At 70.1% G+C, this 12,686-nt stretch carries 12 protein-coding genes, 1 tRNA gene and 1 riboswitch; of the genes, 8 read left to right on the top strand and 5 right to left on the bottom strand.

The genetic code is table 11. The features are described from left to right. Window positions 1-40: 40 nt before the first annotated feature. Together NR111_RS10290 and NR111_RS10295 are read right to left on the bottom strand one after the other, a co-directional pair. On the bottom strand, window positions 41-580 hold the full coding sequence (locus tag NR111_RS10290; protein WP_256820722.1) for a single-stranded DNA-binding protein: 540 nt from the start codon (window positions 578-580) through the stop codon (window positions 41-43). A gap of 169 nt (window positions 581-749) precedes the next feature. Next, window positions 750-2,780: a cytochrome c oxidase assembly protein gene (locus NR111_RS10295; RefSeq protein ID WP_256820724.1), complete on the bottom strand. Its 2,031-nt coding sequence runs from the start codon at window positions 2,778-2,780 to the stop codon at window positions 750-752. A gap of 109 nt (window positions 2,781-2,889) precedes the next feature. Here NR111_RS10295 and NR111_RS10300 point away from each other — a divergent pair. From NR111_RS10300 to NR111_RS10315, 4 genes are all read left to right on the top strand, one after another. Continuing rightward, window positions 2,890-2,962 (top strand) — tRNA-Arg (locus NR111_RS10300). Between the two features lie 139 nt (window positions 2,963-3,101). Next, window positions 3,102-3,199: riboswitch (TPP riboswitch) on the top strand. A 33-nt stretch (window positions 3,200-3,232) separates the two neighbouring features. Then, the gene (locus tag NR111_RS10305; protein WP_256820725.1) at window positions 3,233-4,021 is read left to right on the top strand and encodes an ABC transporter ATP-binding protein; all 789 of its coding nucleotides are present in this window, start codon (window positions 3,233-3,235) and stop codon (window positions 4,019-4,021) included. Beyond that, a complete protein-coding gene (locus NR111_RS10310; protein ID WP_256820726.1) occupies window positions 4,018-4,797 on the top strand; it encodes an ABC transporter permease in 780 nt (259 codons plus the stop codon). The genes NR111_RS10305 and NR111_RS10310 overlap by 4 nt, the downstream gene beginning before the upstream one ends. Beyond that, window positions 4,794-5,849, top strand: coding sequence for an ABC transporter substrate-binding protein (locus NR111_RS10315; protein WP_256820727.1), 1,056 nt, complete (start codon window positions 4,794-4,796; stop codon window positions 5,847-5,849). Before NR111_RS10310 ends, NR111_RS10315 begins: the two co-directional genes overlap by 4 nt. A gap of 119 nt (window positions 5,850-5,968) precedes the next feature. Here the strand turns inward: NR111_RS10315 and NR111_RS10320 are convergent, their stop codons facing one another. Further along, entirely contained in the window at window positions 5,969-6,922 is a 954-nt protein-coding gene (locus NR111_RS10320) for a GlxA family transcriptional regulator (protein WP_163376849.1), read from the bottom strand. 118 nt (window positions 6,923-7,040) lie between these two features. Between NR111_RS10320 and NR111_RS10325 the strand changes: the two genes are divergently transcribed. Further along, window positions 7,041-7,670 carry a cysteine hydrolase family protein gene (locus NR111_RS10325; RefSeq protein WP_119192386.1) on the top strand — a complete coding sequence of 210 codons (630 nt, stop codon included), beginning with the start codon at window positions 7,041-7,043 and terminating at the stop codon, window positions 7,668-7,670. A gap of 78 nt (window positions 7,671-7,748) precedes the next feature. On the opposite strand, the gene NR111_RS10330 is transcribed toward NR111_RS10325, so the two are convergent. Further along, on the bottom strand, window positions 7,749-8,738 hold the full coding sequence (locus NR111_RS10330) for a TIGR03557 family F420-dependent LLM class oxidoreductase (RefSeq protein WP_067719842.1): 990 nt from the start codon (window positions 8,736-8,738) through the stop codon (window positions 7,749-7,751). A 133-nt stretch (window positions 8,739-8,871) separates the two neighbouring features. Between NR111_RS10330 and NR111_RS10335 the strand changes: the two genes are divergently transcribed. Then, the gene (locus tag NR111_RS10335) at window positions 8,872-9,549 is read left to right on the top strand and encodes an HAD family hydrolase (RefSeq protein ID WP_067719844.1); all 678 of its coding nucleotides are present in this window, start codon (window positions 8,872-8,874) and stop codon (window positions 9,547-9,549) included. Window positions 9,550-9,567: 18 nt separating this feature from the next. On the opposite strand, the gene NR111_RS10340 is transcribed toward NR111_RS10335, so the two are convergent. Continuing rightward, a complete protein-coding gene (locus NR111_RS10340) occupies window positions 9,568-10,887 on the bottom strand; it encodes an MFS transporter (RefSeq protein WP_256820748.1) in 1,320 nt (439 codons plus the stop codon). Window positions 10,888-11,091: 204 nt separating this feature from the next. Here NR111_RS10340 and cmrA point away from each other — a divergent pair, with 204 nt between their 5' ends. Beyond that, window positions 11,092-11,910: a mycolate reductase gene (gene cmrA, locus NR111_RS10345; protein WP_256820728.1), complete on the top strand. Its 819-nt coding sequence runs from the start codon at window positions 11,092-11,094 to the stop codon at window positions 11,908-11,910. A 45-nt stretch (window positions 11,911-11,955) separates the two neighbouring features. Continuing rightward, on the top strand, window positions 11,956-12,624 hold the full coding sequence (orn, locus tag NR111_RS10350; RefSeq protein WP_154830489.1) for an oligoribonuclease: 669 nt from the start codon (window positions 11,956-11,958) through the stop codon (window positions 12,622-12,624). Window positions 12,625-12,686: the final 62 nt, after the last annotated feature.

The raw sequence follows: 12,686 nt of genomic DNA on the forward strand, positions 1-12,686 counted from the left end.
CCGGCGTCCGCGGCGGACGCCGGCCCCACCCCCGGGAGCATCAGGCGCCGGCCGCCCCCACGAACTCGTCCGCCTCGCTCTGCTCGGACCCCGGCTCATCCGGGTCCAGCGACCCGAGCGCCATGGCGTCGGAGTCCTCGGCCGCTCCCCGCAGGCCGCCCTCGTCGACGCCCGCCCCGTCGACACCCGCCCCGTCGACGCCGGCCCCCTCGGCCGGCGCGTCCGTCCTGGCGCGGCGCACGGTGACGTCCATGCGGGACAGGTCGGGCCCCACGGCGCTGACCCGCATCTCCAGGTCGCGCATGATGCGACCGTCGCGTTCGTACTCGTTGGTGAGCAGCCGGCCGTGCAGGATCACGCCGTCGCCCTTGCACAGCGCGCCGGACGCCCGTTGCCCGAGGCGTCCCCAGCAGTTGGCCGAGAAGTACAGCGTGCCGCCGGTCTTCCACTCGCCGGTGAGCCGGTCCTGGTAGCGGCTGTTACTGGCCACCCGGAAGGTGAAGACCTGGTCGTCGCCCACCCTCCGGGTGGTGGGGTCGGTGATCACGGTTCCGCGGACGGTCGTGTGGGTCTCGTTCATGGGCTCACTCCTGTCACGTTCGGCCGACCGTGCGTCGGCCTCGTGACTTGCAGCGTGCCTCACCTCGTCGTCGTCACCCCTCGTTCCCACCGCCCGCGGTGGCCGCCCTGTGGAGGGGGGCGGGGGGTGTGGAGAACCGGCGCCTGTGACGACGACGAGGTGTTCGGTCTCAGGGCCGGCGGTCGGCGCGGGACATCTCCCGGAGCATCTCGTTGTAGGCCTTGAGCTCGGCATCGTCGTCGCGGTCGGCCTGCCGCTCGCCGCGCCGCGCCTCGCGCATGTCGCTCTGGTACCACTGCCACGCCAGGGCCAGCATGACGATCACCAGCGGGATCTCCCCCGCTGCCCACGCGACGCCACCGCCGACCTGCTGGCTCTGCAGCAGATCCGGGATCCACGGCAGGCCGATGCCCGAATACCAGGGCTCGGCCAGCACGGTCTTGGTGTTCATGAGCAGGATGCCGAAGAACGCGTGGAAGGGCAGCGAACTCAGCAGGACCATGAGCTTGTACATCGGCGAGAAGTGCCGCGGCGCGGCGTCCACGCCGATGATCACCCAGTAGAACAGGTAGCCGCTGATGAGGAAGTGCACGTTCATGAACATGTGGCCCAGGTGCTCCGAGGCCAACGTCTGATAGAACCCGCCGAAGTAGATGAGGTAGAAACCGGCCACGAACTGCACCGACGCCACGATCGGGTGGGTGAGGAAGTGCGAGAGCGGGTTGTTGATGAACTCGACCAGCCACTCGCGGGGCCCGGGCGGGTTGCCGCGGCCGGCGGCCGGGAGTGCGCGCAGGGCCAGTGTGAACGGGCCGCCGAGCGCGAGGAGGACCGGCACCAGCATCGAGATGAGCATGTGGCCCACCATGTGGCTGGCGAAGTCGGCCATCATGTACATCCCCATGCCGGAACTGGTGGTGAGGAAGAGGATCACGCAGCCCGCCACCCAGAACGCGGTGCGGCTCAGGGGCCAGGCGTCCCCGCGGCGGCGCAGGCGCACCAGGCCCCAGAGGTACAGGCCGAGCAGGATCACCGCGGCCAGCCCCAGGACCAGGTCGAAGCGCCAGGTGCCGAAGACCGTTCCGAACGCGAAAGGCCCGGGCAGCTCGAAGCCCAGTAGCGCCTCCTGCCTCGTGGGCACGTACAGCGGCGCCGGCGGCGGGGTACGGCCGAGCGAGACCGACAGACCCAGCGTGCCGGCCATGACGACGGCCTCCACCACGATGATCCGCAGCAGCGTGGGCCGGTCGACCGGCGCATTGGCCCCCGTCGACTCGATCTTGACGATGATCCGGCGGCGGATCGCCAGACCGAACAGCGCCAACAGGCACAGCGCCAACGCCTTGGACACGACCAGCAATCCGTAGGTGGAGGTGAGAAGGTCACCCGGGTGCAGGCGGACGAGCGCGTTGATCACGCCCGTGAACCCGAGGGCGACGATCGCGACCGTCGCCACCACCGAGTAGCGGCGCAGGGCCAGGGCGACGCGCGAGCCGCCGCGCCACGTGTGGATGATCAGCGCGATGAGCCCACCCACGTAGAACGCGGCGCCGAACAGGTGGATCATCAGCGAGTTGGTGGCCAGGTCGTGCGCGGTGCTGCCGGACGCGTGGCCCGTGGCCGCCACCGGAAGCAGCGAGAGGGCGGTGACGCCGAGCCAGATGACCGACCAGCGCCAGCTCAGCGTGAGTCGCTGCCCGATCCCGGCGACCAGCGCGATGATCGCGGCCCACCGCCACGAGGACGCGATGTCGATCTGGTTGATCGCGACCAACCACTGGCCCGGCGGGAGCGACTGGAGGAAAGTGCGCCCGGAGACGTCCGACAGGGTCAGCGGGATGAGCAGTGCCGCGGCGATCGCCCAGGCGATGTTCGCCCACGACGAGATCTGCTGCATGCGGTAGCCGTCGACGTCGAGGGTCTTGTCCTTCTGCGGCGGGGTGAAGAACGCCGCGAACAGCGCCGCCCCCACGGCCACGGCGGCGAGGAGCTCGGCGATCGACCGGAGCGCCGGGAGGCCGGCCGTGGTGAGCGGACCCGGATCGGGCACGCCCACCAGCTCGAGCGCCACCTCGGCGGACATGGCCGACAGTGGGATCACCACCGCGGCCGCCACCGCCGCCAGGAGCAGTACCAGGGCGACGATGTTGCGGGTTCCGAACCGCCCGGCGGTGGCGGGGGCGGTCTTCGACGACGTCATGACCACCATCGTAGGAACCGCGGCGCCCCCGGGCCGATTCGCCACTGTCGGACCCACCCCCCGGATCGGTTACCATTCTCCCGGCGACGCCCCACGCGCGCGTCGCCAGGCCTCCGTAGCTCAGTGGATAGAGCATCCGGTTTCTACCCGGCTGGTCAGGGGTTCGAATCCTCTCGGGGGCGCACTCACGCCGACACGGGCCGGCAATCCGCTCTCCACTGACGGCGGCCCGCCCGCGCCTCGCTCCAGCCATGGACGCACATCAGATCCCGAGACGTGCCGGTGGTACGTTCGGACTTCGAGCTGATTCGCAAGATCAGCTTCGATGACACGGGGTGCCCCTACCGAACGGGGCTGAGATCACACCCGCTGAACCTGAACTCGTTCACACGAGCGGAGGGATGTCAGATGCGCTGGCATGGGCTTTCGTGAGCCGCCCAGGAACCACGGCAGTGGCGTTAAATGGATTGGGACACACCTATCCGGGCGCGCTCCGCCCGGTTCTCGCAGACCTCAACCTGTCCGTTCCGGTAGGCGAGCACATCGCCGTTGTCGGACGCAGCGGATGCGGTAAGTCGACGCTGCTGTCGGTGATCGCCGGCCTCGTCGAACCGACCACCGGGACCGCCGCCGTCCTCGATGACCGCCGGCCCGCACGACGCCTGGAGACCTGCGCGTTGATGCCCCAGGGCGACAGCCTGTTGCCCTGGCTGTCCCTGCTCGACAACGTCGCGATCAGTCTCCGCAACCAACGAGTGCGCCGGCGCGTGGCCCGATCCGAGGCCCAGCGCATGCTGGACCGTGTGGGACTGGGCGCCTGGTCCGATGCCCGTCCCTCAGCCCTCAGCGCGGGCATGCGCCAGCGCGCCGCTCTCGCGCGGGCTCTGCTGGCGCGCAAACCCGTGCTGCTGGCCGACGAGCCGCTCGGTGCGCTCGACGCGATCACCCGTGCGGAGGTCCAGCAGTGGCTCCGCGACACCATCACCCACACCTCGGCCAGCCTCGTCATGGTCACGCACGACGTCGATGAGGCGCTGCTCCTCGCCGAACGCGTGGTCCTGTTGGCACGAGACCAGGCCGACGCCCCGGCGCGTGTGGTCCGCACCTGGCCGGGATGGTTCGGCGACGACCGCCCCCGAGAGGTCCTCCTCGGCGACGAGGCGTTCGCGGCAGCCCGCAGGGAAGTGCTCCGGGCACTGGCCCGGGAATCCCACCTGACCGGAGGCGGCACCGCCCCATGACCGTGCGATTCCTCCGCTCCGCCGGCCCTGCCTGCGTCACGCTCCTGCTGGTCCTCGCCGCGTGGATCACGGTCACCACGCTCGAGCTCGTGCCCGAGTACGTCATTCCCTCACCCCTCGCCGTGCTCGACTCGCTCGTATCCACCTGGCCCGACCGGCTGGGCTCGGCCACATTGCTGACCGCCACGGAGACCGTCGTCGGGGTGGTCCTCGGAGTGGTCGTCGCGGTGACCGTGGTCGTCATCAGCGGATTCGTGCCCGCCGTCGGTCAGGCCATGACCCCCCTGCTGGTCGCCTCCCAGGCCATCCCGGTCATCGTGATAGGCCCACTGTTGACGATCTCCCTCGGCTACGGCATGGCGCCGAAGGTCATCGTGGTGGCCCTGCTGTGCTTCTTCCCGGTCGCCCTCAATCTCCTCTCCGGAATCCGCTCGGTCGACGCCCGGATGATCGACACCCTGCGGAGTCTGCACGCCACCAGGTGGTCGCTCTTCTGGCGGGTGCGTCTGCCCTTCGCCGCGCCTCGCGGCTTCGCCGGGCTGCGCGTCTCGGTCACCTTCGCGCCGGTGGCCGCCGTCTTCGCCGAGTACACCGGCTCCACCAACGGCCTGGGCTACCTCATGCTCCAGGCGATCCCCCGGCTCCAGACCGATTTCGTCTTTGCCCAGGTGGCGGTGCTGACGATCATGTCCAGCGTCCTCCTCGCCAGCGTGACCATGCTCGAACGCCTGATCTGCCCGTGGAACACACCCACCCGGGAAAGGAACCCATCATGACGGAAACACGACCCAGCAGGATCCGACGCCGGACTCTCACGCGCCCCGGCGCCCGCATGCTCGCGATGGTGGCCGCAGCCGCGGTGGCTCTGACCGGCTGCCAGGCATCCTCGGACAACGCCGAGCCAGGCGAGACCGGCGCCGCCCCAGTCAGTGTTCTGCTCGACTGGAGCCCCAATCCCGACCATGTGGCCCTGTACACCGCGCAGCACACCGGCACCTACGCCGACGCCGGCGTGGACGTGACGTTCACGACGCCGTCCAACACGGCCGACGCCGCCCGGGAGGTGTCCCTGGGGCGGGTCGACCTGGCCATCTCCTACGAGCCCGACACGCTCATCGCCCTCGAACAGGGACTCGACGTGATCTCGGTCGCGGCACTGATCCCGACGTCCTTGACCTCCCTGATCGCCAGGACGGAGTCCGGCATCACCTCCGCAGCCGATCTGGAGGGCAAGACCGTGGGGTTGTCGGGGCTGGCCTCCCAGGAACCGACCCTCGACTTCATCGCCCGTGAGGCCGGAATCGATCCTGACTCGATATCCACCCCCAATGTGCAGCAGAGTCTCAACCAGTCGCTGCTCACCGACCAGGTGGACGCGATCTTCGGGGCGTTCCGCAACATCGAAGGCGTGGAACTCGGCGCCCGGGGCGATGTCGAGATCATGCCGGTCACCGAACTCGGGGTGCCCGACTACGCGGAATTGGTGATCATCGCGAACCCGAACCGGCTCGCCGGCGACGCCGACTATGCCGAGCGCGTGGGCGACTTCCTCACCGGAACCGAGGCCGGGCAGCAGGCCGCGTTGGCGGACCGCCGGATTGCCCTCGAGTCCCTCACCCCGGTGACCGAGGGCTCCTACGAGCCCGACATGCTGGAGAAGATGATCGACGCCACGCTGGCGCTTCTACCCGAGGAGGATTTCGGGCGGCAGACAGCCCGGGACTGGGCGGCCTACGCGTCGTGGATGCATGGCAACGGACTGCTGGAGACCGAGGTCGACGGCGCCGCAGCCATGACCAACGACTACCTGCCCCTGTCCGGCGGCTAGATGGTCTGGTCACGCAGATCGTGGCCATGACGTCTGCGGCCGCGTTCCGCACCGGGCAGGCGCCGTTCCTACCGGTCGGGACGCGTCCGCATGGTCCGGGGCGACGGGCCTGGTGGAACTCACTCCTGCGCCTCCCCGAACCGGGCGCGGTAGGACGACGGTGTCGTCGAGTACTTCCTGTCGAAGTTCTGCCGGAACGTCACCGCGCTGCCGAACCCACAGTCGCGGGCGATGTCCTCGATCGAGCGGGTCGTGGTCTCGAGCAGCGTCCGCGCGTGGTCGAGCCGGCGCGACAGCACCCATCGCCCGGGGCTCGCGCCGGTGGTCGCCCGGAACTTCCGGGCGAAGCTGCGTCTGCTCATGCAGGCGTGTCCGGCGAGGTCGTCCACCGAGAGCGGCCGGTCGAGATTGGCCAGCGCCCAGTCGATCGTCTCCCCGATCTCCCCGTCGTCTCCCCCGTCGGGCACCGGCAGTTCCACGTACTGCGCCTGGTCACCCTCGCGGTGCGGCGCCACCACGATCCTGCGGGCCAGCACGGCGGCCTTCGCGGCACCGAGCCGGGATCGGACGATGTGGACGCACGCGTCGAGCGAGGCGGCCGTCCCCGCGGAGGTGATCACATCCCCGTGGTCGATGTACAGGTCGGACGAGCGGACGTCGACCGCCGGGTACCGCAGGGCGAGCTCCGCCGCACCCTCCCAGTGGGTGACGACGGTACGACCGTCCAGCACTCCGCTCGCGACCACGGGATAGGCACCGAGGCACAACCCCGCCACCAGGCTGCCCCGGGAATGGGCGCCACGCACGATCGATAACAGGCACGGATCCCGGTCGGGGAGTTCCGGAGACCATGAGGGGAAAACCAGTATGTCGGCCTGCTCCGCCGTCGCGGGCCCGTCGAGGTCGCCGAGCACGATCCCCTCGGCGGTGTTGACGTCTCCGCCGTCTGTGCTCCAGGTGTCGACCTGCCACCCGTCCGCGAGTCCGAGCCGGGTCACCTCGCCGAAGACGAGGAGGGGCGCCGCGAGGTGGAACATCGTGATGCCGTCGAAGACGTGAACGGCGATACGCACAGGTTGGCCCATTTCCATCGAAAGTGTTCCTTTGTGCCGCTCACGGTAGCGCAGTCGGTCCGCGAGGATCGGGGTAACGGCCGAGTTCCCGGCCGTACCGCCTATCCGGAGGATCCACATGAGTTCGCAGAATCGCGCGTTGATCGTCGTCGACGTACAGCAGGAGTACTTCGACGGTCCGCTCGAGATCCAGTACCCACCCCGTGACGAGTCGCTCGCCCAGATCGTCCGTGCGGTCGACGCGGCGAGCGAGGCCGGCATGCCCGTGGTGGTCGTCCAGCACGACCTGCCGGAGGGCGCTCCGGTGTTCGCGAACGGCAGCGCCGGGTGGTCCCTGCACGCGGACCTCGAGAGCCGCCTCCAGCCGCAGTGGAAGCGCGTGACCAAGAGTTATGCCAGCGTCTTCGACGGCACCGGGCTGGTCGACTGGCTTCGGGAGCAGGGCGTCGACCGGGTGACGCTCGTCGGCTACATGACCAACAACTGCATTCTCGGCACCGCCGTGACCGCGGAACCGCTGGGCATCGCCGTGGAGGTCCTCTCCGACGCCACCGGTGCGATCCACATCTCCAACTCCGCCGGGTCGGTCCCGGCACAGCAGGTCCACGAGACGCTGATGGCAGTGCTCAACTCGAATCTCGCCGCGGTCGCCACGACCGACGCCTGGGTCGAGTCCGTCTCGTCGGGGGCCGAGCTCACCGGCAGCGATCTGGGCAGTTCCGCCATGCAGGGCCGCGCCGAGCACTGACCGCGGGACGTCGCGAAGGGCCCGGCCGACCGAGGCACTCGCCCCGGCCGGCCGGACAGCCACTGCGTGGCCCCGCGATCAGCCCGCGGCCTCCCGCAGCCGCGCCAGCAGCGGCTCGGCCGCCTCCTCGAGGAACCGGTCGAGGGTGGAGTCGCCGATCTGGATCAGCGCGATGTCGGTGTACCCGGCCTCCCAGTAGGGCCGCACCTTCTCGACGATCGCGTCGAGGTCGGGCCCGCACGCCAGCTGCTCCCCCACGTCCTCGGGGCGGATGAACTGGGTGGCGGCGGCGAACCCGGCGGTAGTGGGCAGGTCGGAGTTCATGGCCCACCCGCCGGCGAACCACCGGAACTGGTCGTGCGCGCGCTCGACGGCGGCGGACTCCGAGTCGGGGTCCCAGCTGATGGGGATCTGTGCGATCGCGCGGGCGCCGTCACCGATCCGGGTCTGGCCCTCGAGGCCGTTCCACTTCTCGATGTAGCTGCTCTCGGGCTCGGTGGCGATGAGGTGGTCGCCCAGCGGTCCGAGGTGCGCGAGGGCCTTCTCGCCGCCGGCGGCCACGCCGATCGGCACGCGCTTATCTGGTAGGTCCCACAGTCGGGCGGAGTCCACGCGGAAGTGCTCGCCCGAGTAGGTGACCAACCCGCCGTCGAACAGTTCGCGGATGATCTCCAGCGCCTCGACGGTCATCTCGTGGCGCTCATCCACCGACGGCCAGCGCTGCCCCACGACGTGCTCGTTGAGGTTCTCCCCCGCGCCGATGCCGAGCATGAACCGGCCGTCGGACATGATCTGCATCGTCGCGGCCTTCTGCGCCACCACGGCCGGGTGGTAGCGCAGGATCGGGCAGGTCACGTAGGTGCACAGGTCGACCCGCTCGGTAACGTGCGCGACCGCTCCGAGCACGCTCCACACGTACGGCGCGTGCCCCTGCGAGCTGAGCCAGGGGAAGTAGTGGTCCGAGGCCACCTCGAAGTCGAACCCCGCCTGCTCGGCCTTGGCCGCGTAGCGCACGAGTTCCTTGGGGCCGGACTGTTCGGTCATGAGGGTGTATCCGAATCGCGTCATGCCTATCGATCGTGCGCGCGGCCGTCCCGCGATGCCACCGGTCCCCGCGTCGGATCGACGCCGCCGCACGTGCCTGGCTCCCCACACCCCCAAGCGGTTGCCGCCCGGCCCGGGGCGCGGCACCGTCGAACACATGACTACCCAGCGCGCTCTTCTCCTCGACGTCGACGGCACTCTCGTGGATTCGACCTACGTGCATGTCTGGACCTGGGTCCGCGCTCTCGCCGAGGCCGGTGCGCCGGTGCCGTTCGTGGACGTCCACCGTCGGATCGGCAAGGACGGTTCGACGATCGTGGAGGAGCTGCTCGATATCGCGGGGATCGACGACGACGAGGAGCGCGAGAGCATCGCGGGCCGGGCCAAGGACCTGCACGGTGAGTACTACGCCGAACAGGCCGAGTCGCTGCGAGTGCTCCCCGGTGCCCGCGACCTCGTACGCGGCGCCAAGGAGCAGGGGTGGATCACTGTGCTGGCCACGTCCGCGCCGCCGTCGGAGTTCGCCGAGGCCCGCGAGTTGCTCGACATCGACGACTACGTGGACGCCGTGACGACCGGTGAGGACGTCGACCGGGCCAAGCCCGATCCCACGATCGTCGAGATCGCCCTGGAGCGCTCCGGTGTCGACGCCGCGGATGCCGTCATGGTCGGCGACGCGACCTGGGACGCGATCGCGGCGACCAAGCTGGGCATACGTTCGGTCGCGGTGCGCACGGGCGGCATCGGCGACTCCGAGTTCCGCGCCGCCGGGTTCTCGGAGATCGTCGACGACGCCGCCGCGGTGCTGGACCTGCTGAATGCCGGCCGGCTCTGACCGCACTCCCCGGCCCTTTCAGCGTGCGGGCTCCGCGTCCTCCCAGGTGCTCTCCGCCTCGGCGCGGCTCGGGGTGCGCACCGGCAGCAGCAGGAGTAGCCCCACCAGCAGTACCAGCCCGATCCCCGCGATGCCCGCGCGGTCGGCCGAGAAAGCCCACGTGAACAGCCCGAACAGGGCGGGTGCGAGGAACGAGACCGCGCGCCCGGTGGTGGCGTAGAGCCCGAACATCTGGCCGTCGCCGCCGGGCGGGGCGAGCCTGGCCAGGAACGACCGGGACGCGGACTGCGCGGGCCCCACGAACAGGCACATCAGCAGCCCGAAGATCCAGAACATGCCCGTGCCGTCCACGACCAGCAGGACGGTCATGGTCGCGATCATCGCCACCAGCGACCCGATGATCACCGCCTTGGGGCCCACCGTGTCGTCGATCAGTCCCGCGACAGCCGCCCCCAGCGCCGCGACGACGTTGGCCGCGACGCCGAAGATCAGGACGTCCCCCGGGGCGAGTCCGTAGACCGTCACGGCCAGGATCGCCCCGAAGGTGAACACCCCCGCCAGCCCGTCCCGGAAGATCGCGCTCGCGAGGAGGAACCTCACCGTCCGCGGATCCCGCCGCCAGAGAGCCTTGAGGTCGCGCCAGAGGATGCGATACGACTCGAGGAAGCCGGGCTCGTCGTCGTCGCTGTCGAGGGCGTCGTCGTCGCTCCTCCCCGCCCCCGGGCGGTGCTCGGGCACCGACCGCAGCACCGGTAGCGCGAAGAGTGCGAACCACACGGCGGCGACGAGGCAGACCAGTCGCACGTTGAGTCCGCCGTCGGTGGTGACGCCGAATACGCCGCGCACAGGGCCGTCACCGTAGATGAAGCCGACGAACGCCGCGAGCAGCAGGAAGATCCCGCCGAAGTACCCCATCGCCCAGCCGAACCCGGACACGCGGCCGACGGTGGACGGGGTGGAGACCTGCCGCAGCATCGCGAAGTACGCGACCTCGGCGAATTCGAACGTGATCGACCCGACCGCCAGCAGCACCAGGCCGACGAAGAACCACGGGTACGGCGAGTCGGCGTCGACGAGGAACATCAGCGCCGTGAGCAGGACCGTCGCATACGTCCAGAGGCCCAGCGCGCGGCGACGCCGGCCCCCGCGGTCGGCGCGCTGCCCCATCACCGGCGCGGTGAGCGCGATGACCAGCCCGGCCACGGCGATGGAGATCGACAGCCACGTGGCCGCCGAGAACGGCCCGTCGAGATCCGCGCCCACCGAGTCGGTCAGGTAGACGGAGAAGACGAAGGTGACGATCACCGCGTTGAACGCCGCCGACCCCCAGTCCCACATCCCCCACGCCAGGACCTGCCCGCGGGCGACGCCACGGCGCGATGGTGACGACGAGGTGGTCGCTGACGGGGGCGGTGTTCCGATGCTGCTCACGCCGATCAGGCTAGGACCTCCACCACGCTCCGGAGGGCGGCACGCGGGTAAGGTCAGCGCTGCCACACCCGCCGTACGCGGGCGAGCCGAGTGGAAGACCCGAGGAGCCCTATGTCCCTGCCCACGCCCACCGCGTCGAACCGAGCAGTCGTCACCGGCGCCTCCTCGGGGATCGGCATGGCCCTGGCTACCGAACTCGCCCGGCGTGGGCACTCGCTGGTCGTGGTGGCCCGACGCGAGGCCGTGTTGCAGAAGCTGGCCGCCCGGCTCGAGGGCGAGTTCGGCGTGACCGTGGAGGTCCGCGCGTGCGACCTCGCCGACCCCGCCGCACGGCAGCCGCTGCTGGACGAGCTGGCCGGGCGCGAGATCTCGGTCCTGTGCAACAACGCCGGCATCGCCACCTTCGGCCCCGTCGCCTCGCTGGACCCGCAGTACGAGAAGCACCAGGTGCAGGTCAACGCCGTGGCGTGCCACGACCTGGTGCTGGCGGTGCTGCCCGGGATGGTCGAGCGGCGCTCCGGGGCGATCCTCAACGTCGGCTCCGCGGCCGGCAACATGCCGATCCCCAACAACGCCACCTACGCCGCGTCCAAGGCGTTCCTCAACACGTTCTCCGAGTCGCTGCGGGGCGAGCTCAAGGGCTCCGGCGTCAACGTCACGCTGCTCGCGCCCGGCCCGGTGCGCACCGAGGAGATCGCCGAGGAGGAGAAGACCTTCGTCGACCGCCTCGTCCCCGACCGGCTCTGGGTGGACACCGAGTACACCGCCCGCGTGTCGCTGGATGCGCTCGCCCGCAACAAGATGCGCATCGTCCCCGGCCCGCTGAGCCAGGCGATGTCCGTGGCCGGGAACTACACGCCGCGCGGGATCATGGCTCCGATCGTGGGCAAGTTCTACGCCAAGCTCGGCGAGGGTCAGCAGGAGGGCTGATCGTCCCGCGCGGGGGCCGCGATCCTGCGGCGATATAGTCGAGTGATGCCAGAGCCGACCTCCGCCGAGACCCCTGCCCCCACGTCCTCGCCGACGCCCCACCAGGAGTCCAAGAACGACCGCATCGTCTGGATCGACTGCGAGATGACCGGCCTCGACACCTCGTCCGATGCGCTCGTGGAGATCGCCGCGCTGGTGACCGACTCCGAGCTCAACGTGCTCGGCGACGGGATCGACATCGTCATCCACGCCCCCGACGCCAAGCTCGACGCGATGGTGCCTGTCGTGCGCGACATGCACGCCTCCTCCGGCCTCACCGAGGAGATCCGCGAGTCCACGGTGACGATCGCCGAGGCCGAGGAGCAGGTCCTCGCCTACATCCGCGAGTGGGTCCCGGTGGCGGGGTCCGCTCCCCTGGCGGGCAACTCGATCGGCACCGACCGCGGGTTCCTCGCCCGGGACATGCCAGAACTCAACTCGTACCTGCACTACCGGATGATCGACGTCAGCTCCATCAAGGAGCTGTGCCGCCGCTGGTATCCGCGCATCTACTTCGGCCAGCCGGAGAAGGGCATGTCGCACCGCGCGCTGGCGGACATCAAGGAATCGATCCGCGAGCTGGCGTACTACCGGGCGACCGCGTTCGTGCCCCAGCCCGGCCCGACCAGCGACGAAGTCAAGCGGGCCGCCGCCGATCTGCCCGCGGTCGACTGACCCCCGCCCGGCCCCTCACGACCGACCCCACCTGCGGATTTCTCGGCGACGGGGCCCACGGG

The sequence above is a fragment of the Dietzia sp. Die43 genome, assembly GCF_024519835.1.
GTDB lineage: Bacteria > Actinomycetota > Actinomycetes > Mycobacteriales > Mycobacteriaceae > Dietzia > Dietzia kunjamensis.